We start from the raw sequence: 19,839 nt of genomic DNA on the forward strand, positions 1-19,839 counted from the left end.
GACCTGACCCTCGTGGGGGCGCGCGAGACCATGCGAAGGCCGGACAGGCCCGCACAGCGGAGGCCCCGACGGGCCGTCACGAGGAATGGGAAATGCCTTTTCTGCTGCCTGCTGGTCGCTCACCGAACGGAGCGGTTCTCCTGGGGACGGAGGATGAAGGCAGGCTCCGCGACCGGCGGATCACCCGAGAGGGGATGGGCCGGTCCGCGAGACGAGATCAGTCAGGAGAGAAAGAAGGGTCGTCCGCCGCTGTGCGGACGACCGGGGGGAGCACGAACGCCGGCGGGACACGCTGCGTCATCTGCCGCGGGTCGTAGGCGAACCACGCGACATCCCCCGGACCCGGTCCTGGGAGGCCGGATCCACCACTGCTCTGGGGCACGAATCCATTGGCGCCAGAGCCGTGTTCGACGGTGGCGGGGGCCGGGAACCCCGGCTTGGACTGGCTGGTGAGCCCGTCCACACCTCGCCCCGCCATGGCTTCGGCGTTGTGCGTCGCCGACAGCCCGCCGCTGACCGTGGGGAAGACATCGGCTCTGGAAGCCGATCCGGAAGCGGCTGTGTGAGGGGTCTGGGAGCCGGCCTCTCCTGTCGTCGCGGTGGTGTCCGCGATCGCGGGAGCGGCGCCGAGGAGCCCGAAGACGACCGCGAGCAGCCATGCGGCGGCCAGGAGACCGCCGATAGCGAGGGCTTGCCCGACGCCCCGCCGAGTGCCGGCCGCGAACCGCGCCATCCGGTCAGCCCGGTCGGGGATCGTGTCGTCGACGGGAAGGGCCACGGGCGCGCGTCGGACAGCGGGCGAGGACGCCCTCCACTGTCCGTGCGGCACACGTGCCACGTGACCTCCCCAAAGCTCCTGGACGGGCCCGTTTGGACACGAGCCATCCCTCAACGGAGAGTTACGCTAGCACCACATCGAGTTAACGCAACGGATTTCCCGGGAACGACTCAGCAGCCGTCCAGGAAACGGTCAAGGACCCGGACCCCGAACTGGAGCGAATCCACCGGAACCCTCTCGTCGATGCCATGGAACATCCCGGAGAAGTCCAGGTCCGCAGGCAGCCTCAGCGGCGCGAACCCGAACCCCCGGATGCCCAGCCTGCTGAACGCCTTGAGGTCCGTGCCCCCCGACAGCGTGTACGGCACGGCCAGCGCGCCCGGGTCCTCGGCGACGAGGGCGTCGGCCATCGCGCGCACCAGCGGCCCGTCGAAGCCGGTCTCGACGGCGATGTCGTGGTAGACGAACTCCCTGGTCACGTTGGGGCCGAGCAGCCCGTCGAGCGTCTCGAAGAACTCGTCCTCGTACCCCGGCAGGAAGCGGCCGTCCACGTGCGCGGTCGCGGCCTGGGGGATCACGTTGGCCTTGTAACCCGCCTCCAGCATCGTGGGGTTGGCGGTGTTGCGCAGCGTGGCGCCGATCATCCTGGCGAGCGGCCCCAGCTTGGCGACGGTCTTCTCGGCGTCGTCCAGGTCGAGTTCCAGCTCCAGGGCCCTGGAGGTCTCCTCAAGGAACGTCCTGACCGTCCGCGTCATCCGGACCGGCCACTCGTAGCGCCCGATGCGGCCGACCGCCTCGGCCAGCTCGGTGACCGCGTTCTCGGCGTTGAGCATCGAGCCGTGCCCGGCCCTGCCGGTGGCGGTCAGGCGCATCCAGGCGATGCCCTTCTCGGCGGCCTCGATCAGGTAGAGCCTGCGCGCCTCGTCGATGGAGACGCTGAACCCGCCCACCTCGCCGATCGCCTCGGAGCATCCGTCGAACAGGTCCTTGTGCTCGTCGGCCAGCCACTGCGCGCCGTACGTGCCGCCCGCCTCCTCGTCGGCGGTGAACGCCAGCACCACGTCCCTCGGCGGGCGGCGGCCCTCGCTGAGCCGCTGCCGTACGACCGCGAGGATCATCGCGTCCATGTTCTTCATGTCGACCGCGCCGCGTCCCCAGACGCAGCCGTCGGCGATCTCGCCGCTGAGCGGGTGCCGGGTCCAGTCGTCCGCGTTGAAGGGGACGACGTCCAGGTGCCCGTGGAGCAGCAGGGCGTCACGGGAGGAGTCCTCCCCCGCGATGCGGGCGATCACGTTGGCACGGCGGCTGTCCGACTCCAGGATCTTCGGCTCCAGCCCGACCTCGGCCAGCTTCTCGGCCACGTACTCGGCGGCGGCCCGCTCACCGGGCCCCGAGTTGTCGCCCGCGTTGGTCGAGTCGATCCGGATCAGGTCGCGGCACAGCCCGACGACCTCGTCCTCAGCGTTGAGTGCCGTCATGTGGGACTCCTTGGGGTTCGGTACGGCTTCCACCTCCCATCCTGCCGCCGGACCCCCCTTCCCGGCACCTCGCCCTTGCCCGCCCTCTTACCGATATGACGCCGGCTCAAGAGTTTGCTAACCTAAGTCCGCCGACGCGGGATGACGGTCCCACGTGCAGGCACCACGTCCGGGTGGCGGAATAGGCAGACGCGCTAGCTTGAGGTGCTAGTGCCCTTTGCGGGGCATGGGGGTTCAAGTCCCCCCTCGGACACAAACCGGTCGCCTATGGGGTCCTGGTCACGTGCAGACGTGACCAGGACTTTCTGTTTTGACGGGTGGTAGATCAGCCGCAGTCCGATGTTCGCGTAGATCTTGGCCTTCCGGATCGGGTCGGCATTCGAGAGAACTCGCACCATGTCTCCAAGCCTGTGCGTGATCTCCGCCAGCTCATCACGCCCCATCCGCCTCTGAGGCAGTACGTGCGCGCGGCCGAGGCGTTGCTCGGCCGCGGTCTTGCGGACAAGCTCTTCCTGGATCCATCCGGCGACGAGCGCCGGGTCGGCGCCCGCCTCAAGGGCAGCCCGATGCTGGGCGAGCTTGCGGTCGCACTCGGTGATCTGGCGGCGTGCCACAGCGAGTGCTTGGGCCTCGGGCGGTGTCACATCCTGTGCGGCCGCCAAGACGTCGAGAGTCTGATCAACGTTGTGGGGCGCGAACAACCGGCCGAGCCAGCGGTCTAGTCGCGGGACGACGCGGTCCTCTCGTAGGTAGACGTTGCGGGGATGCATGAGGTGGTTGGCCAGGGCGTACTCCTCCGGGAAGCGGCAGCGGTAGTAGGCCGCGTCGTTGACCCATTGGCCCTGCATTCTGCGGTCGCAGACACCGCAGTACAGCAGCCCTCGGAGCTGGTACGGCTTGGGGGTGCGCTTGCGGGTCTTGGCGGTGTGGCGATCGCCTCGCCCCGTCAGTGTCATCTGCACGGCGTCGAAGTCCTCCGTGGACACGATCGGCGGGTGAACGACTGTCTTCGACCAGACCCAGTCCTGTTTGGAGTTCCACCTGAGCTTCGTGGTGTGGCCCAGGCCGACATCGTCCACATCGATGAGGACCTCGTCCTTGCGCTGGCGGTTCCACACTTGGTGGCCGGTGTAGCGGGGATTGGTCAAGATGGCGCGCACCGCGCTCTTGGACCAGGCGATGCCGGAGCGGTGACGGTTCCGGCCCGGATCGTGAGCTGATGGGCTGGAAATCCCGTTGCGGGTCAGTCTCTCGGCAATGGCGAACAGGCCGTAGCCGTCGAGAAAGACCGCGAAGATCTCTTCCACCACGGGTGCGGCGACGGGATCAAGCTCCAGCCGGTGAGCACGCTTGCCGGCGGCCGCCTTGGCCGGGTTGGGGTGTGGGCCCGCGTCGGCCAGCCGGTAGCCATAAGGCGGCCGACCTCCCAGAAAGCGGCCTTCCATCTGGGCTTGGGCTGACATGGCGCTGCGCACGCGGATCTTGATGCGATTGCGCTCGCCTTTGCTCATACCGCCGAACACGCTCATGACCAGGTCATGAGCCTCGTTGTTCGGGTCGATCGGACCACCCACCTCGGGCACCCAGAGCGGAACCCTGAAGTGCTCGAAGACGGGAAAGGTCAGGCCGTACTGGTTGCCGTAGAAGGCTCGTTGCGGCTCGCCGATCACCACCGCGTCGAAGCCGCGGTCGGGGTTGCGTAATTCGGCGAGCAGCGCCGCCGCGTGCGGGCGGCGCTGCCAGGGGATCGAGCGGGACTTGTCGACGTCGAAGAACTCGGTGACGATCACGCCCCCGCGCGACTCGATGAGCGCGCGGGAGCGGGTGATCTGCCAGCCTCGCGAGGACTGGGGATCCTGCTTGTCCTCGGTGGAGACTCGGCCGTAGAAGGCGAAGCGGATGGTGTTCATGGGTCCTATGCGACGTTGGGGCGGTTGACGATCATGGTTTGGTGAGCCTCCAGCAGAATGGCGAGCAGTTCCGTGGCGGCGCTGGGCGTCAGGCGGGGCGGTCCACTCGGTAAGACGATGTGCGGAGTCCGCTGTTTACGAGTGGTGGATGTGGTCATGATGAGAGGCGCTCCTATGCGTTCGTTGCTGGCGGGTAGGGGTACGGCCCCGGCGACGTGCTTGGCGGTACTGGAGTCGGGGCCGTTTTGCCGCCGTACCTTGGCGTAGATCCGCACGTTGCGGCCGGCACCTCGGCAGGGCGGCGGGTCGGATGTTTCTGTGACATCGAAAGCGCAGGCTGCCTGCGGTGCTTTCTCAAGCAAGATGGTGCTTTGCATCTGGTCATGACGCAGGTTTCTCAGCTGCAAGTGGGTGGCACGCTGGGCAGCGCGCCACAGTGTTGTCGCTAAGTTCCATCTGCCGGGTGCGCTCGTCGCAGTAACCGCACCAATCTGGGGTGATCCTCAGCGACGGGCTGGGCTCGATGCCCTCGACCGCAGGCAGGAACTTGTCGGGGTCTCGCTCGATTGCCTTGGCCACGTAGCGACTTCGATGCTTGACGGACCGGCCATCGAGGATCGTGTGGCGGATCGCGGCCGCGTCGAGGAGGCGGATCTCGCGGCCGGTCAACTCAGCCAGGAGCTGGACGATACCGCGATCGACGGAGTCGTCGTCGTTCGCCCAGGCACGCGCGTTACGACGAGAAGACGACTGATTGTCTTCATCTTCTTCCGTCCTAGTCCCCTTCGGGGACTGGACGGAACTGCGTGGCGTTAGTAACGCGTTACGTTTGGCGTTACCAACGCCACCGTCGACGGCGTGTGGCTCGGTTCGGTTGCGTCGCCTGTCTCGCCATCTTTTCTGCCGCTCGGCGTTGGCCTTTCGCTCTTTCTCCACCCGCTCCTTAGCGGGCACGAATGCGAAGAAGTCATGGACCACCCACCCCTTCGCCACAGGCGCCGGGCAGAGATCGGAGGAACACTCTTCGCCAGGCAGATGCCAGGTACCCCGGGACACGAGTTCGGCGATGAAGCGCAGCGGCTTTCGCACTCGCGGACACACGTCGATCAGGTCTTCCTGGAGTACCGCACCTTCGGTCAGGTTGCGGGCACACCAGAAGATCGCTGTGAAATGTATACGGAATGCGGCGTCCGACAGGCCTGCTACCTGCCTCTGAGTCGGGAATCGGTCGTCGAAATACAGCCCTTCCCGTTTCATCTAGTGCCTGCCTCTGTCCGTCAGATACAGACCGGCCGTGGTGTTGAAGGCACGGTCGATTCGGAGCGCGAGGTCACGGGCTGTCTTCCGGGCTGCCGTGAGTTCTGACAGAGCCTTGTCAAGACGCTCGCCGGGGTCACCATGGTCGTCCCCCAGTTGCCCGGATTCCTGCATGCGCCGCAACGCCTCGCCGAGTTGCCCCAGCAGTTGGTCAAGCCCGGCTGTCGAAATGCCGATACGGCCGAGGACGTCGTACACGGTGGACGGATAGGTGACGCCGACATGGGAGAGCGTGGCGTGGTTGAGGACGCGGACAGCCTCGGATACGGCTGCGGCGACCTCGCTGGTGTAGTCGTCACCATGGGGGCCATCTGACGACAGCCAGACGGTCTCAGCCATCGACGTTGACTCCGATCGCTGAGATCTTGTCAAGATGCCCGCGCCCCGTCAGAGTGGTGACGAGAGTCAGCAGCCAACGCATGAGCCCTTGAGGCACCCCTAGGGTGTCCGTGCTCGCGATCGATGGGATGCTGAACATGACCTACTCCCTTCGAGTGGGTCTGACGGAAGGCCCGGCGCCGGCCAGCCTCCAAGCAATGCGGGCGCCGGGTCCTCCTGTAGTGGACTTGCAGAGGGCCAACTTCATGATTTGGCGGGAGCTGTTCAGCTACGCCGACATGCGCAGTTGTCCGTTTCCCAGCTGCTGGTGATCTCCCAGACGCCTCACCCCCTCGTGTTCCAGGAATCACGTACGTATCAGACGTATGTGCCATGATGACACAAATCACTTTGCTCGTCTTGACTCCAAAAAGTCAGAAGATTCGCCTCGCGCTCCAGCGCCTCGCGATCCCCCTGCCGCTCTCATCACCTTCACGCCGCACCGCTGGTGTGCCATGCGCGCACATCCATCCGGCTAGTGGTCCAAAGCACGGCCGACATCGCACCTGGCCGGAGCCATCAGCTCGTGGCGATCGCTCTCACCTTTCCTCCTGGCCTGGCGATCAGATTGGTCTAGATATATATTACTGTACTAGTTCAAGCTAGGCATAGCTCAACTATGCTTTCCTAGTACAGCTGAAGGGCTTAGCCTTGGTGTTGTGTCCGTGCCTGATTTCAGCGATCCTCAGCCTGCCTACCTGCAGATCGCAGACGACCTGCGTCAAGAGGTGTCGGCAGGTCGACTCAAGCTCGGCGAGCGGCTTCCGGCGCGGCGACAGTTGGCCCAACGCTACGGCGTGGCCGTCGAGACGGTTCGTCGAGCCTTGAACGAACTCGCGCACGATGGCCTGATCAGCACGCAATCGACGCGCGGCACATACGTGGTCAAGACTCCTGACCAGAAGGAGCCGTCCTCCGAACTTCAGCAGGCGATGACCGAGGTGCGCCGGCTGGCCAAACGCGTAGAAGGTCTGGAGTCTCGCGTGAAACACCTCGAAGGCCGCTGACCCCCTCCACGCGCCCCTTCGAGCTCCATCCCTTCAGAACGTCGCGCTTGCAATGCCACGCACCTTCGAGGTTCCTACCTCTCGGGGCTCCGGGCTCTTCCTCAGTAGCAGCCGAATCGGCCGCCGCGAAGCCACAGGTCCAGGTGGAGCGGCCCGAGCGAAGCGAGGGACGACTACCTGGAGGTGTGGCTTCGCGCAGGCCATCATCGGCCTGTGAGGAAGATTCGAGCGGCCGCGATTCTGGCCCGCCGTTAAAAAAAGATCGTTTTTGACGGTTCCGGCTGGTTTGCGTCTTCCCCAAAGCTCGCGAAAAGCAGTGAGGGGGCAGACCAAGTAAAGCGGAAAGGGGCAACGGCGGCGGGCACATAGGACAGAACATCAACTCTGTCCGGAATGATCTCAGCCCCTCAGTGATAATCGGCCGTGCGCTGTGCGGGCTGGGGGCCGTCGTCCACGTCCACGTTGTCCACATCGTTCGCGCGTCTGCGCGTCGGTGCATGCAGGCGATCGTCCATGGATGTTCCCGTGGACGATCTCTTGTGGAATCTCGTCGGCGGCCAGGTCGAAACGGCGCATCACACGGTAGATAACTCCTGGATCACTTCCCCGTTTTGTGCGCAGGTGTGGCGTCACCCTGGAAAGATGCCGACACTCCCCTCATCTCCCTCTCTGCCTGGCGGCGGCCGTCGCATACGTTCGACGCGCCGGATGGTGGTGATCGCGGTCATCGTGGTGTTGACCGTTGTGCTGGGAGCAGGTCTGGTCGGGTTCTTCGCCGATCCGCTGAGCCTGCCTGGACCGGTGCTGGAAGTGTTGGACAAACGCTCCAGCGTGATCAGCATGTTCATCGCGGTGATCGGATTACCTATCTCAGCGGCCGCACTTCTGTCGCAGCTCCGCCAGGACCACGCCCCCGCCCAGCGTGCCGAGGCTGCGACAATCCCTACCACCCCCCTCGCCCTGTCGGCCCGGGGCGAAGCAGTAAATCGGAGTGAAACGCCGGAGCAGACGGCTGAGGGTTCTCCGCCCCGATCATCGTCTACGACCTCGCCGTTGCCTTCCATTCCATCTGCGGCGGCGTCATCGCGCTCGTCTGCGGAGCCCGTCATGCCGACAGCGTCTCGCAGCTACGGCGGGGACCACATCGAGGTCCACCACAACACCATCCACGGGCCGGTCACTGGTAAGACGGTCACCCCACCCCCCATGCAGCCGGACAAGACGCCCGATGAGTGAACATGAAGGCGAGCACTACCGCGGTGATCACACCGAATTCCACGGCAACGACATCCATGGCGAGGTCACCGGAGTCCGCTACGAATACCACCACCACTACCCTCCCCCGGCACAGCCTGCTCAAGCTGTTGCGGGGAAGCCTGGATGGCTGATCGGGCAGGTGCGGGCGTTGGACCTGGAGGTGCATCCGGCGATCGACGCCGGGGCGGCCGCTGCCGGCCTCGACGCCCTGCCCGCCTATATTCCCCGCGCTCATGATGAGGCTCTGGCTGACATGGTCGCGCAGGTGTGTGAGCACGGTGATGTGCGGATGCGGTTACTGGTCGGCGGATCCTCCACGGGTAAGACACGAGCCTGCTGGGAGGCCGTGCGTCATCTGCCGTCACCGTGGCGGTTGTGGCATCCGCTACGCCCGGACCGACCTGAGGCCGCCCTGGCCGAGCTGGGAAACATTGGCTCTCATACGGTGGTGTGGCTGAACGAAGCCCAGCACTACCTGCGTACCCCCACCAGCACCACGGGTGAGCGGGTCGCCGCCGCGCTGCGTGAACTACTGGCCGCTCCCGGGCGGGGGCCGGCGCTGGTGCTGGGCACGTTGTGGCCTGACTACTGGGATCTACTCACCGGCGTTCCCAAACCCGGTGATCCCGATCCGCACGCCCAAGCCCGCGACCTCCTCAAAGGCACAGGCCTCCGCATACCGGAGAGCTTCACTGGCCCCGATCTGCAAGCCGCTCGCGCAAGCGCGCAGGGAGATCCACGCCTGGCCGAGGCATTGGGCCAAGCCCAGGCCGGGGCGTTGACTCAGTACCTGGCCGGCGGGCCTGCCCTGATCGAACGTTATGACGGCGCGTCGGTCGCAGCCCGAGCACTCGTGCATGTGGCGATGGATGCCCGCCGCCTAGGCCACGGCCCCGCGTTGCCGCGGCTGCTGCTGGAGAAGGCCGCTGCCGACTACCTCAGCGACGAGCAATGGGACCTTCTGGCCGATGACTGGCTGGAGCGGGCGTTCACCTACCTTGCCGACCCGTTGCCGTGCAGGGGCGCGCGCGCCCCGCTGACACGCATCAGAACCCGGCACGTTTCCTCCTCAGCCTCGCTGGGGCAGCGGGAGGGGGAGCTGGCGTATCGACTGGCCGACTATCTCGAACAACACGGCACCCGAACGCGTCGCCTGCTGTGCCCACCGGCCGGGTTCTGGGATGCCGCTACCTACCACGCCGCCACCACCGGCGATCACGCCGCGCTCGCGCAGACCGCATACAACCGGGGCCGCTACCGCCACGCCTTCACCCTTTGGCGGACCGCCGCTGAGGCCGGCTCCACCTCCGCCCTGCAGATCCTGGCGGAAATGCGGGAACAGGCCGGGGACGGGGAGGGCGCGGAGCAGCTGGCCCGTGAGGCCGCTGACGCTGGCGACACCTCCACGCTATTGAGCCTGGTGGAAATACGGGAGCGGGCTGGTGATGGGGAGGGGGCTGAGAGGTTGGCCCGAGCGGCCGCCAACGCCGGCGACACCTCCGCCCTACGGAGCCTGGCGCGGATGCGGGAATGGGCTGGTGATGCGAAGAAGGCTGAGCGGCTGGCCCGTGAGGCCGCTGACCTCGGCGACACCTCCGAACTCCTATACCTGGCAGGGGAGTGGGAGGGGGCTGGTGACGGGGAAGGTGCTGAGCGGTTGTATCGCGCGGCCGCCGACGCCGGCGCCCCCTTCGCCTTGTGGCGTTTAGCGCGGATGCGGGAGCGGGCTGGTGATGGGGAGGGGGCTGAGAGGTTGGCCCGTGAGGCCGCTGACGCTGGCGACACCTCCGCACTATGGCGCCTGGCGAAGATGCGGGAGGAAGTTGGTGATGGGGAGGGTGCGGAGCGGTTGTATCGCGCGGCCGCCGACGTCGGCGACACCTCCGCGCTGTCGGACCTGGCGGGGATACGGGAAAAGACTGGTGATGAGGAGGGCGCGGAGCAGCTGGCCCGTGAGGCCGCTGACGCTGGCGACACCTCCACGCTATTGAGCCTGGTGGAAATACGGGAGCGGGCTGGTGATGGGGAGGGGGCTGAGAGGTTGGCCCGAGCGGCCGCCAACGCCGGCGACACCTCCGCCCTACGGAGCCTGGCGGGGATGCGGGAAAAGACTGGCGATGGGGAAGGCGCTGAGCGGTTGGCCTGCGAAGCCGCCGACGCCGGCGACACCTCCGCCCTACGGAGCCTGGCGGGGATACGGGAAAAGACTGGCGATGGGGAAGGTGCTGAGCGGTTGTATCGCGCGGCCGCCGACGTCGGCGACCCCTTCGCCCTGTGGCGTTTAGCGCGGATACGGGAGCGAGCTGGTGATGAGGTGGGTGCGGAGCGGCTAGCCTGGGCGGCCGCTGACGCCGGCGCCCCCTCCGCGCTGTCGGACCTGGCGGGGATGCGGGAGCGGGCTGGTGATAGGGAGGGTGCGGAGCGGTTAGCCTGGGCGGCCGCTGACGCTGGCGCCCCCGCCGTCCTGCGGCGCCTGGTGGAAATGCGGGAAGAGGCCGGGGATGCGGAGGGTGCGGAGCGGCTAGCCTTCGCGGCCACCGATCCCTCCGCTTTACGGAGCTTGGAGAGGATACGGGAGCGGGATGATGGGCAGGGGGCGAAGCGGTTGTATCGCGTGGCCGTTGACGCTAGTGACACCTTCACCTTGTGGCGCCTGGCGGTGACACGGGATCAGGCTGGTGATGAGGAAGGTGCGGAGCGGTTGTATCGCGCGGCCATTGACGTCGGCGATAGCTTCGCCTTGTGGCGCCTGGCGGGGATGCGGGAGCGGGCTGGTGATAGGGAGGCCGCGGAGCGGCTAGCCTGGGCGGCTGCCAACGCTGGCGACCCCTCCGCTTTATGGAACTTGGCGGGGATGCGGGAAGAGGCCGGGGATGCGGAGGGTGCGGAGCGGCTAGCCTTCGCGGCCGCCGGCGTTGGCGACACCTCCGCACTGTGGCGCCTGGCGGAAATGCGGGAAGAGGCCGGGGATGCGGAGGGTGCGGAGCGGCTAGCCTTCGCGGCCATCGGCGTTGGCGACACCTCCGCACTGTGGCGCCTGGCGGAAATGCGGGAAGAGGCCGGGGATGGGAAGGGTGCGGAGCGGCTAGCCTTCGCGGCCATCGGCGTTGGCGACACCTCCGCACTGTGGCGCCTGGCACGGATGCGGATGCAGGCCGGGGATACGGAGAGTGCGGAGCGGCTAGCCTTCGCGGCCGCCGACGTTGGCGACACCTCCGCACTGTGGCGCCTGGCACGGATGCGGATGCAGGCCGGGGCGAGTGGTCGATGGGAGGACCTGCTGCGGTTCGGGCTGGAGGCCGATGGCCAGATCGCTAATGCATGGTGAGCCGCTTCCGGACGGGATGACCGGTGGATTCCTTTCGAACCTCCTCACGGCTCTGTCAACGCCTCATCGACGGGGGAATGCGGATCTTCTTTTGTCTCACACAATGAAGCCATGTCCACGGCGAAGGTCGCTGCGGATGCGATCGGTCGGTGGCTGGTATGCCTGAGAGGGGCCACGCTGGTCGATGCGGCTGTGGGGCGGCTGAGCACCCGGCCGCTTTGCTGTGGCCTGTTCGGCTCGGACGGCTCGTTCGAGATCGCGCTGGTCAGGTGACAGGTCGGCGCGGCGCATGATCTCGCGTTGGATCGTAGTGAGTTCCTGCTGAGCGGCCTTATGAGCTTGACGAAGCCCTTGAGCGCGCATCTTGACAACGTCGACGTCGCTGTCTCGGGCAGCCTGCAGGCTGATGTCAAAGGAGTGCGACAGTTCGGCGTGGCGGCGGCGCAGGTGCGGCCAGGTGCCAACCGGCGGGACCTGTGCGGCGGTCTGGCGAGCGGACTCTTCCAAGACCGGGCCGCGGGCACGGATCGGCGCGAGGTGCTGGGTTACGCGCTCCTCGCTTTCGTGTAGGTCGATAAGCTCGGCTGTCAGGTCTCGGCGGCGGCCTCGCTGCCACGGGCGCAGCCTGGCCAGTTCGTCCTTGACGGCATGCTCTTGCCGGCGCAGCTCAGTCAGACGCTGGCGGCCCTCGGTGACCGCCTGGCGCGCCTGCTGGAGCTGGAGGGCGGCAGCCTCGGCCGTCTCAATCCGGCTGGTCTGCTCCTCGATGTCGGCGCGCTCGGCCAGCAGGCCGCGTTCGTTTAGGCCTCCGCCCTCAGCGGCCAGGCGCTGAGCGATCTGTTCGGCGGCTCCGGCCTTGGCAAGCGTCGTGTCGAGTTGTCTCCCGAGTCGGCTCATGCGGTGACTCAGCTCGGCGTCGGCGGCCAACCCGACGCCGTAGGGAGAGTTGGTGAGGGACTGCAGAACGCGGGCGCGCTGCACGGTGATGCGAGCCGCGCGATCGGCGGCCTGCACCTCGGCTTGGGCGCGCTCGAACTCGGCGTATGGAGACGCGTCTGCTTGGACAGGCGGGATGAGGCGTGTCTGGTGGGCAATGGGTTCGGGTTCGGGAGTCAAAAGTTGGTCGGCGCGGTCGCCGTAGAGGGCCGTGGCGTAGGCGGCCAGGGCGCGCTGCAGTTCGTCGGCCGGGCCGCGGGTTGGGCCGTGGCGGAGCCGGTCAGCGTCGCTTTCCAGGAGCTCAAGAGGTAGGTACAGGTGGGCACTGTGCCGATCGCGGCTCAGGGCCGTGTACGCGCTGTTCGGGTCCAGGCCCAAACCGTAGACGAACGTGTTTCGACCGGTCAGGCCTTGAGCGGAAGCCACGGTCATCACGGTGCCGTACGACAGACCACCAGCCGCGATGTAGGCAGGGCTGACCCATTCACGTACCAGTGCGGCTCCATCCAGCCCGACCTGACGCCATTCGACCTGTACGCCCCGCCTGCTGTCGATGGCGGTGACATGGCCGCGGTAGCCGTTGAGAACGTCCACCGAGCCTTCGCCGCGGCGGGCGCGGTAGTCGTTCTTGCGTACCCGTACGTGGTCCCCGACGGCCAGGGCGATGCTTGAGCCGCCGGCCAGGTGGTAGAGGCGTTCAGGGCCAGGCAGCTCGCCCAGTTCGCGGCGGATCGCTCGGGCGGCCAGGTTGAGCCGGTTGGCAGCTTCGTTCGTTCCCGCCAGCACCAGCAGGTCGGCCAGTTCGTCATGCACGCCCGGCCCTTCGACGCCCCGGTACGGTTGCCGGGCACCGGCCCAGTCGGCGATCAGCCGGGCCATCGTGTCGTCGGCGCCTGCCTCGGCGTGTACGTGGCCGCCTGAGGCCCAGGTGTGCAGGGCTTGGCGGCGTTGGCCAGCTCGGAACAACTCCAGGGCTTGGCGTTCGAGGGGGTCGCGCTGGCGGCGGTTCTGCCGCAGCACCAGCCCGTCGACTTGGCGGTGGATGGCGGCGAATCCACCGCCCACGCCGATCGCGCGCAGTTGCTTGGGGTCCCCGAGGAGCACCACCTTGGTGCCGTGCCGTTCAGCGTCGTCCAGGAGAGTGGCCAACTGGCGGTCGTCGACCATGGCGGCTTCGTCGACCACCAGCGCGTCTACCCCGGCCAACCCTCGCCCGCGCTGGATGCGCAGCAGCCAGGTGGCGATCGTGTCAGTGCCGATGCCGGATTCGGCGCGCAGGGTAGCGGCGGCGACCGCTGCGGTGGCCGCGCCCCGGACTACCAGGCCCCGGCTCTCGTAGGCGGCGCGAGCGGCGGCCATCAACGTGGTCTTGCCCGCGCCGGGCACACCGATGATCGCCTCCACCCCGTGCCCGGCGCGCAGAACGCGTTCCAGCACAGCTCGTTGCTCGCCGGTGAAGGCCATCTGGTGGCCGACCTGGAAGGTGTCCAGGGCCAGGCGGACGGCATCAGCGTCCAACACGGCCACGCCGCCGTTGTAGCGTCGGCGCACGATGGCCAGCAGGGCCTGTTCGGCGGCAAGGATGTCGGTGCTGGTGTAGCGAGCGGAATTGGCCATATGACGCGCCCCGGCATCACTCAGCCGCACCGCTGGAGCCAGCGCCAGCACCTCATCGGCCAGCGTCTCGGCCTCGGCCAGATCCGCCACCCCGTCGGGGAGCGCGTCCAGGACCGCAGCCAGCACAGCGGCCCGGGACACCTCCTTACGATGCGCAGTCAACCCGCCCTCCGTCCGCCAGATCCACGCCGCGATCTCCGCCGGAGAAGGCCGCACTGGCAACGGTGCGCCACTACGGCAGGCTGCGACCAGCGCGACCGGGTCCACGCCGGCCGCTTCGAGCTGGTTGTGCCAGTCGGCGCGTAACTCGGCTTGCCCGGGGTCGGTTCTGTGCTGGCGACTTTCGACCGAGGCCACCTTCTTGGCCCGTCGAGAGGCCTCTCCAGCGGCGAAGCCGAGTTTGGTCAGTACCTGCTTCACCTGGCCGTCACGCTTGGAGAACAACGTCCGCACCGCGGCTGGGATGGCCGCGATCTCCCACTCTCCGGTCTCCGGATTCCGGATCCAGGCGATGCCGTAGCGCTCAATCGCTACTCGGCGCACTCGCGCCTTGAAGAAGGCGTCGGCGGCGTGCGCGTGCCGGTATAAGTCCCGTCCTCCGGACGCGACCGCCGACCATTTCCCATCCAACCCGCGCGCTGCGTTCACGATCACCACGTGCGCATGCCAGTGCGGATCCGGCGCCGACGACCCCACCGGACGTGCAGTTCGGTGCGTCATCACCCAGCCGAGTAACCCGCTCGTGCCCATCTGCTCAGCCAACCGGCCGTCGCCCTGGTGACCTCGCTGACCGTAGCCCACCCACTGCTCAACCGCCGAGACCGTCTCGAACACCGCTTCAGCGGCGACGCCTTCCAGTGCCGCCGCGAAGCTGGGGTCGGCCAGCCCGATCAGCACCGACACGCTCTTGGTCACGTCAAGAGTCAGGTCATAGCCGCGGTTGCCGATGCGAACCCGTGCATCGCGCCACTTACGCGCGTGCGCCAATTCTTCTCGCTCGTACACCTCTGCCAGGTCGACACCGGCGGCGAAGGCCAACTGTTCCAGATCATCGATGCGCACCAGGTGCGCCTCGCCTTGCCGAGCGATACCGCGTGCCATCTGAGCCGCCCGCTTGACCATCGCCGGGCGGGCGGCCAACAGGCCCTCCACAGTGGTACCGCGTTTGGCTGCGGTAGCCTCCAGCGCCTCCCCAAGCGGCGCCGCAGGCAGCTTGCCGCGTGGATCGACGACATACTTGGCCTTCATCAGCAGCTCGCCGGTAATCGGGTCCTCACCGTTCATCAACGCCCGCGCCATGCCGTGCTGGTCGGCCGTCAGCGCAGTGCCCGGGACGATGCCCACTTCACGCAGACCCTCACCGATCCACACCAGCCCGCGCTCACCGCCCAGCCGGTAGCTCAGCTGCCCATCCAGTTCCTCGCTCGGGTCGTGACCGCGCTCGCCCGCATATGGCACACCACAACCGGCGCCCTCCCGTAATCGATAATCCACCTGCTCCATGCAGGGACCGAGCACGTTCACCCAGGCCATGCGACCCCCGTCCAGACGGTGGAGGTAGCGACGATGGCAGGGCCGCTGATGGCGGGAGCAGCCCAAGATGTATCGCAGATACCTTCGGTCTAAGTCTTGAATTGATCTTGTAAGGAATTATGACAGATTGTGTTGATGTTAGATAGATCATCGTAATCAGAGATAGTGATAGCAGCGTTGAAATAGTGGTTTCTTAAAGATCTTGCTTAAAGGTTGTTGCGCGTAGATTCGATGTCAGTGACTGGCTGCCGATCACCTTGGGCAGCCGAGCGGCCAGGGGCGCTCGCTATCGGCTCAGGTGATCGTGGAGCATCCGGTCGAAGGTGTCGCGCAGGTCGAGGTCGCGAGTGACCTCCAGTAGGGCGCGGGCCAGTATCGGTTTGGGGGTGCGGTCGGCCATCACCAGCCCGACGCATGGCGCCCGGGTGAGCTGTTCCATGCCCACCACCCGCATGCCGTGCGGGATGCCGAACATGTGCAGCCAGGCATGGGCGATGACGCTGGACCAGCGGTGCGTGGCGACGTGGGCGAACAGGGCCGAGGCGGTGTCGGTCTCGACAGCGGGGGGCCGCGACGGCGCCCGTGGCGGCGAAGGCGGCGTCTAGGATCCGCCGGTCGCGCATCTGCGGGCTGAGCAGGCACAGCGGGAGCGCGGCGACCTCCGCCCAGCGCGCCACGTCCCGGCCACCGAGCTCGCCGTCGTCGGGGGTGAGCAGCAGGTAGCGCTCCTCGTACAGCGGCCTGGCGTGCGCGCCGCCCAGATCCGCCTCGTCGAGGTAGGTCAGCGCCACGTCGATCTCGAACTCCGCCAGTTGCCGGTCGATCTCGCGCGAGGACAGCGAGGTGAGGCTGACGCGCACGTGCGGGTGGCGCTCGCAGAAGGGTCCGGTCAGCAGGGACGCCGCGACCAGCGCGGTGAGGATGGCGCCCAGGCGCAGGACGCCCGACAGGCTCCGGCGCATCGTCTCCAGGTCGTGGCGCAACGCCTGACAGTCGGCCAGGATGCGGTGCGCCCAGGGCAGCACCCGCTCCCCTTCGGCGGTCAGGCCAGCAATTACCGCCCCCGCCACGGCATGACCCCGCACATCTCCAGCTCCTCGCTGTCGGCCCAGGCCCGCTACACCGCCGGCACCCGCGAGATCCTCGAAGCCTGGCTGGACGGCACCCCGATCCGCGACGAGTACCTGATCGTCGAGGGCGGCGCACTGGTCGGAACCGGCGTCCACTCCTACAGCACCCGCACGCGCTAGCCGCAAGGGCCCTTGCCGGCCTCTATAGGGGCGAGGCGGCCGGCAAGCGAGCCGTGCCCCGGATGTGAGCGTCCAGGGCACGGCCCTCGCCACCGCTCCCCGAGCTTCCCCGCGCGTCAGGCCACGATCTAGACGAAAGGAGCCTCGTGCTCACCAAGAAGGAAGCGGCCGAAGCCGTCCGGCAGGCCAAGGTCGCCACGGGTGTGACCTGGGCCCAGCTCGCCGAGGCGGTCGGCAGGCCGTCAGCGCGGACGACGCCTACGAAGAGTGGCTCTCCAACATCATCGCGTGCGCTCACTGCGGTAAACCCGACTTCGCCTCCCGCAGTGGCGCGGGTGGGCGACCGCGAAAGTACTGCTCCCCTAAATGCCGTCAAGCGGCTTACCGGGCGCGCCGATCTCGGGCGGACTCCCCGTAGCTCGCCTCACTGCCTCTAGGTCTAGAGGGGTCACCTTCTAGACCTAGATGTCCCTCCGGAGCCTGACCTGCTCTAGCGCGGCGCGCCCACCGTGCCCGATAAGTGTTGCCCATACACGCGGACGAAAACCTGACCGTCTATTCCCTCAGCATGACGTGCGGTGACGGAGTAGACGGTCGGGTTTTACGTGAAGACGCGGTCGACGACCTTGGGGGAATTCACTGTCAGTCCGTTGCCGGGAGCGCCACGGGCAGGAGCCGTGTCACCGGAACGCCGTACTCGAAAGCGGCGCGCTTGACCTGTTTGCGGAACGGATCACCCTTCAGCCGGGACGACAACACTAGGCCGGCTTGCATGAGCAGGATCGGCAGCCAGATGACGTCGGCGCGTTCCCCATCGCTCGGCTTGGCGTCCGTGCGGATCGCCCACATGCCGTCGCCGAGGTCCTCGGTGTAGGCGTCGGCGGTGTAAGCGCTGGCATGGGTGTAGTCGCACAGATGCCGGTAGACGGTATACATGTCCTCCTCGCCAAACCGGGCCGTGAGTTTGTTGAATCTCTTGAACTCCGTCAGTAGCATCTTCAATCGGGCGATCTCCGGATCTGCGGAGGCATGGGAGAGGTCGACGCCCGGAGGGGCCCCGATCTCGATGTGGTCCAGGGCGGGCCAGCGGCGCTTGCCGGTGTCCGGGTCGGTCAGTTCCTCCAAGAGGATCTTTTTGTTGTTCCAGGTGGAGAAGTCCAGGACGGCCAGGCCGTTGGCGCCCTCGGAGGCGAGCCAGAGCATCTTGTAGACGTGCTCGACGATGGAGCGGTAGATCGGCGTCGTCGTGATGGTCCGGCCAGCCTCGACGCGGTTGATGAAGTCTTCAGCCAGGACGTTGACATGCCGCCACCAGCCCGCCAGGGCACGGACAATCTCCCGGTTCTCGACCGGGAGCTCCAGTCCCTGGGCCAGCAGCATGTCACCGTCGGCGATCAGCTTGCGGGCGATCGGCAGGGCACGCCGGGTGGTCTTGGGGTTATACCCAAACTCATAAGTCACTTGATCAACGCTACTGACGACAAAGTCGAAGGTAATAGTCATTTTTGTGACCTAGTCGATCATTGCCGCAGTACAGGATCGACATCCTGCTCGCTGGCGCTCCCGCCGCACCAACAGGGCGCTCATCTAACGGTGGCACCCTCAAAGGATCAACGCACCGAATACGGCTACGGAAGGTCGTCTGCGTCCGGGATCCACCGCGCCCGGATCTGTCGAGCGGCATCCAGAGCGGCCCGTCCTGCCACCTGGCCGGACTCGTCATCGGTGGTGCCCAGCGCGACGTAGATCGCGGCTTCGATGGTCTTCCACTCCTCCTGGAGTTGCCGCCGGGTTATCCCGTCGTATCGCTCCAGCTCTTGGTGAATCCGGCGGGTCTGGCGCAGCAGGTCCTCGTAGGTCGCTGTGGCTGAGTCCGGTGTCTCCTTCGTGGCTCCCACGTTGCCACCCTTTGTTCCGCCACGCTGGTCAGATCTCGTCGTCCTCGGCGGTATTCGGGTCGTGCAGGTCGCGAATGGCGCCGGGCGCGAGGTCGGGCATGGCAAACCAGCGCGGCCGCCACCTGCCCTCCGGGCAGAGGCAACTGATTCGGATTCCCATGGCTGGGCTCGCCGACGTGAGGAAAATCGCATCATAACCTTGCCGAACAGGATCAGACGCGGCAAACCAACAGGCTACGTCGAGGTCAGTAGCTAATTCTTGTTTTTGTGCTGCTCACTATTGAAGAGCCGTCTGGGCTCATCTGGGTCTGCACGTCGAAGACGCCGTCCTCGACGATGTCCTCGCCGTTCCACCACCAGCGGACCAGTTGATCGGCTGCGGCCGAGTACCTGAAATTGGTTTGCTGCACTCTGAGCTGCGCTCTGACCCGAACTGGCCTTCCTGAAGCCCTTGGAATCTCGATGATCTTGTTCTCGGTGTAGTCCTTGATAACCGTAACGACTGGTGGAGGCATCCAGCCTTGCTCGCCAACGATGACACCAACCAGCAGGTCAGGAGTCAGATGAAGGGAAGGCTCGTCTTCTGGACCGAAGCAGATGCGCCATTCGCGCTCATGCAACCAGTCCGAGCGGCCCGGTTCGTAACGGATACGGCGGTTACGCGAGCGAACCGGCAGATCGGCGGTGAGTCGCATCTCTTGAGCGGACATGTGCAGCACCGGAGTGGCCTCGGCGGCAATCAGCCGAGCCCGGTCGAAGATCAGACCCCAGGGGGCATATGGACCGCGTTGGGTGACGCCGTCACGCAACATCACGCGACGGGCGATTTCTGACGGTTCGGTGAAGCACAAAACCGGGTGGCTGGCACCGAAGACTTTGGTGGCACGTAGCTGGCCCTCGATGAGGATGCGCACCATGCGCTCCTCAGGGGTGCCATTGGCAAAATCGGGTGGTGCGTCACCTGAGCTGCGGGGGCGACCAGTGAAATGCACGAAGGTGGTCGGAAGGTCAGGATGCGTCCCGACGCCTGGCATGGAGGGCACCTGATGATGTTAGGCGAGTCTTTGAACGGGTTGGATCGTCCGTTCCTCGGTCGCTGTTGACGAGTGTCATCCCCGCCGCTCCGGTTTCACACAATGCTAATTGTGTGAG

The 19,839-nt window shown here is 66.6% G+C and carries 18 protein-coding genes, 1 tRNA gene and 2 pseudogenes; 8 read left to right on the plus strand and 13 right to left on the minus strand.

What is annotated here, in order from left to right:
- Positions 1 to 217: 217 nt before the first annotated feature.
- Both AB0F88_RS37015 and AB0F88_RS37020 read right to left on the minus strand, forming a co-directional pair.
- Positions 218 to 778: a hypothetical protein gene (locus AB0F88_RS37015; RefSeq protein WP_362695397.1), complete on the minus strand. Its 561-nt coding sequence runs from the start codon at positions 776 to 778 to the stop codon at positions 218 to 220.
- Positions 779 to 948: 170 nt separating this feature from the next.
- Positions 949 to 2,256, minus strand: coding sequence for a M20/M25/M40 family metallo-hydrolase (locus AB0F88_RS37020; RefSeq protein WP_362695399.1), 1,308 nt, complete (start codon positions 2,254 to 2,256; stop codon positions 949 to 951).
- Positions 2,257 to 2,423: 167 nt separating this feature from the next.
- On the opposite strand from AB0F88_RS37020, the gene AB0F88_RS37025 reads away from it, so the two are divergent.
- Together AB0F88_RS37025 and AB0F88_RS37030 are read left to right on the plus strand one after the other, a co-directional pair.
- Positions 2,424 to 2,509 (plus strand) — tRNA-Leu (locus AB0F88_RS37025).
- A gap of 64 nt (positions 2,510 to 2,573) precedes the next feature.
- Complete coding sequence (locus tag AB0F88_RS37030) at positions 2,574 to 2,978, plus strand: hypothetical protein (RefSeq protein ID WP_362695401.1); 405 nt, start codon at positions 2,574 to 2,576, stop codon at positions 2,976 to 2,978.
- 75 nt (positions 2,979 to 3,053) lie between these two features.
- Here the strand turns inward: AB0F88_RS37030 and AB0F88_RS37035 are convergent.
- The 4 genes and pseudogenes from AB0F88_RS37035 to AB0F88_RS37050 all read right to left on the minus strand — a co-directional run.
- Positions 3,054 to 4,166, minus strand: a pseudogene (locus AB0F88_RS37035) (recombinase family protein); the annotation flags it as partial.
- A gap of 5 nt (positions 4,167 to 4,171) precedes the next feature.
- Complete coding sequence (locus AB0F88_RS37040; protein ID WP_362695403.1) at positions 4,172 to 4,543, minus strand: hypothetical protein; 372 nt, start codon at positions 4,541 to 4,543, stop codon at positions 4,172 to 4,174.
- Positions 4,544 to 4,547: 4 nt separating this feature from the next.
- Positions 4,548 to 5,423 (minus strand): hypothetical protein, encoded by an 876-nt coding sequence (locus tag AB0F88_RS37045; RefSeq protein ID WP_362695405.1) that lies wholly within the window; start codon positions 5,421 to 5,423, stop codon positions 4,548 to 4,550.
- Positions 5,424 to 5,822 carry a hypothetical protein gene (locus AB0F88_RS37050; protein ID WP_362695407.1) on the minus strand — a complete coding sequence of 133 codons (399 nt, stop codon included), beginning with the start codon at positions 5,820 to 5,822 and terminating at the stop codon, positions 5,424 to 5,426. It abuts the gene before it with no gap.
- Between the two features lie 698 nt (positions 5,823 to 6,520).
- Here AB0F88_RS37050 and AB0F88_RS37055 point away from each other — a divergent pair.
- The 3 genes from AB0F88_RS37055 (at position 6,521) to AB0F88_RS37065 (ending at position 11,453) form a co-directional block, all read left to right on the plus strand.
- Positions 6,521 to 6,868, plus strand: coding sequence for a GntR family transcriptional regulator (locus tag AB0F88_RS37055; RefSeq protein WP_362695409.1), 348 nt, complete (start codon positions 6,521 to 6,523; stop codon positions 6,866 to 6,868).
- 525 nt (positions 6,869 to 7,393) lie between these two features.
- Positions 7,394 to 8,104 carry a hypothetical protein gene (locus AB0F88_RS37060; RefSeq protein WP_362695411.1) on the plus strand — a complete coding sequence of 237 codons (711 nt, stop codon included), beginning with the start codon at positions 7,394 to 7,396 and terminating at the stop codon, positions 8,102 to 8,104.
- Positions 8,097 to 11,453 (plus strand): hypothetical protein, encoded by a 3,357-nt coding sequence (locus tag AB0F88_RS37065; RefSeq protein ID WP_362695413.1) that lies wholly within the window; start codon positions 8,097 to 8,099, stop codon positions 11,451 to 11,453. The genes AB0F88_RS37060 and AB0F88_RS37065 overlap by 8 nt, the downstream gene beginning before the upstream one ends.
- 96 nt (positions 11,454 to 11,549) lie before the next feature.
- Here AB0F88_RS37065 and mobF read toward each other — a convergent pair whose 3' ends face one another.
- The gene (mobF, locus tag AB0F88_RS37070; protein ID WP_362695415.1) at positions 11,550 to 15,539 is read right to left on the minus strand and encodes a MobF family relaxase; all 3,990 of its coding nucleotides are present in this window, start codon (positions 15,537 to 15,539) and stop codon (positions 11,550 to 11,552) included.
- A 286-nt stretch (positions 15,540 to 15,825) separates the two neighbouring features.
- Positions 15,826 to 15,978, minus strand: coding sequence for a hypothetical protein (locus AB0F88_RS37075; protein WP_362695465.1), 153 nt, complete (start codon positions 15,976 to 15,978; stop codon positions 15,826 to 15,828).
- On the opposite strand from AB0F88_RS37075, the gene AB0F88_RS37080 reads away from it, so the two are divergent.
- Positions 15,977 to 16,144, plus strand: coding sequence for a hypothetical protein (locus AB0F88_RS37080; RefSeq protein WP_362695467.1), 168 nt, complete (start codon positions 15,977 to 15,979; stop codon positions 16,142 to 16,144). The two genes, AB0F88_RS37075 and AB0F88_RS37080, sit on opposite strands and share 2 nt — an antisense overlap.
- A gap of 21 nt (positions 16,145 to 16,165) precedes the next feature.
- Here the strand turns inward: AB0F88_RS37080 and AB0F88_RS37085 are convergent.
- Positions 16,166 to 16,450, minus strand: a pseudogene (locus AB0F88_RS37085) (LysR family transcriptional regulator substrate-binding protein); the annotation flags it as partial.
- Here AB0F88_RS37085 and AB0F88_RS37090 point away from each other — a divergent pair.
- Both AB0F88_RS37090 and AB0F88_RS37095 read left to right on the plus strand, forming a co-directional pair.
- Positions 16,383 to 16,529, plus strand: a complete 147-nt coding sequence (locus AB0F88_RS37090; protein WP_362695469.1) for a hypothetical protein — start codon at positions 16,383 to 16,385, stop codon at positions 16,527 to 16,529. The pseudogene AB0F88_RS37085 and the gene AB0F88_RS37090 overlap by 68 nt on opposite strands.
- A 17-nt stretch (positions 16,530 to 16,546) precedes the next feature.
- A complete protein-coding gene (locus tag AB0F88_RS37095) occupies positions 16,547 to 16,789 on the plus strand; it encodes a hypothetical protein (RefSeq protein ID WP_362695417.1) in 243 nt (80 codons plus the stop codon).
- 642 nt (positions 16,790 to 17,431) lie between these two features.
- Here the strand turns inward: AB0F88_RS37095 and AB0F88_RS37100 are convergent.
- The 4 genes from AB0F88_RS37100 to AB0F88_RS37115 all read right to left on the minus strand — a co-directional run bounded on the left by AB0F88_RS37100 (position 17,432) and on the right by AB0F88_RS37115 (position 19,730).
- A complete protein-coding gene (locus AB0F88_RS37100) occupies positions 17,432 to 18,292 on the minus strand; it encodes a DUF5677 domain-containing protein (RefSeq protein ID WP_362695419.1) in 861 nt (286 codons plus the stop codon).
- Between the two features lie 125 nt (positions 18,293 to 18,417).
- The gene (locus tag AB0F88_RS37105; protein ID WP_362695421.1) at positions 18,418 to 18,687 is read right to left on the minus strand and encodes a hypothetical protein; all 270 of its coding nucleotides are present in this window, start codon (positions 18,685 to 18,687) and stop codon (positions 18,418 to 18,420) included.
- 28 nt (positions 18,688 to 18,715) lie between these two features.
- Positions 18,716 to 18,847: a hypothetical protein gene (locus AB0F88_RS37110; RefSeq protein ID WP_362695423.1), complete on the minus strand. Its 132-nt coding sequence runs from the start codon at positions 18,845 to 18,847 to the stop codon at positions 18,716 to 18,718.
- A gap of 85 nt (positions 18,848 to 18,932) precedes the next feature.
- A complete protein-coding gene (locus tag AB0F88_RS37115; RefSeq protein WP_362695425.1) occupies positions 18,933 to 19,730 on the minus strand; it encodes a hypothetical protein in 798 nt (265 codons plus the stop codon).
- Positions 19,731 to 19,839: the final 109 nt, after the last annotated feature.

Source organism: Streptosporangium sp. NPDC023963 (assembly GCF_040639135.1).
Lineage (GTDB): Bacteria > Actinomycetota > Actinomycetes > Streptosporangiales > Streptosporangiaceae > Streptosporangium.

Excerpts from the sequence above, each read along its gene's own strand:
- AB0F88_RS37065 (WP_362695413.1), top strand. The coding sequence starts at position 8,097 with ATGAGTGAACATGAAGGCGAGCACTACCGCGGTGATCACACCGAATTC.
- AB0F88_RS37110 (WP_362695423.1), bottom strand. The coding sequence starts at position 18,847 with ATGGGAATCCGAATCAGTTGCCTCTGCCCGGAGGGCAGGTGGCGGCCG.
- AB0F88_RS37075 (WP_362695465.1), bottom strand. The coding sequence starts at position 15,978 with ATGGAACAGCTCACCCGGGCGCCATGCGTCGGGCTGGTGATGGCCGAC.
- AB0F88_RS37050 (WP_362695407.1), bottom strand. The coding sequence starts at position 5,822 with ATGGCTGAGACCGTCTGGCTGTCGTCAGATGGCCCCCATGGTGACGAC.
- AB0F88_RS37080 (WP_362695467.1), top strand. The coding sequence starts at position 15,977 with ATGCCCACCACCCGCATGCCGTGCGGGATGCCGAACATGTGCAGCCAG.
- mobF (WP_362695415.1), bottom strand. The coding sequence starts at position 15,539 with ATGGCCTGGGTGAACGTGCTCGGTCCCTGCATGGAGCAGGTGGATTAT.
- AB0F88_RS37040 (WP_362695403.1), bottom strand. The coding sequence starts at position 4,543 with ATGCAAAGCACCATCTTGCTTGAGAAAGCACCGCAGGCAGCCTGCGCT.
- AB0F88_RS37045 (WP_362695405.1), bottom strand. The coding sequence starts at position 5,423 with ATGAAACGGGAAGGGCTGTATTTCGACGACCGATTCCCGACTCAGAGG.
- AB0F88_RS37100 (WP_362695419.1), bottom strand. The coding sequence starts at position 18,292 with ATGACTATTACCTTCGACTTTGTCGTCAGTAGCGTTGATCAAGTGACT.
- AB0F88_RS37020 (WP_362695399.1), bottom strand. The coding sequence starts at position 2,256 with ATGACGGCACTCAACGCTGAGGACGAGGTCGTCGGGCTGTGCCGCGAC.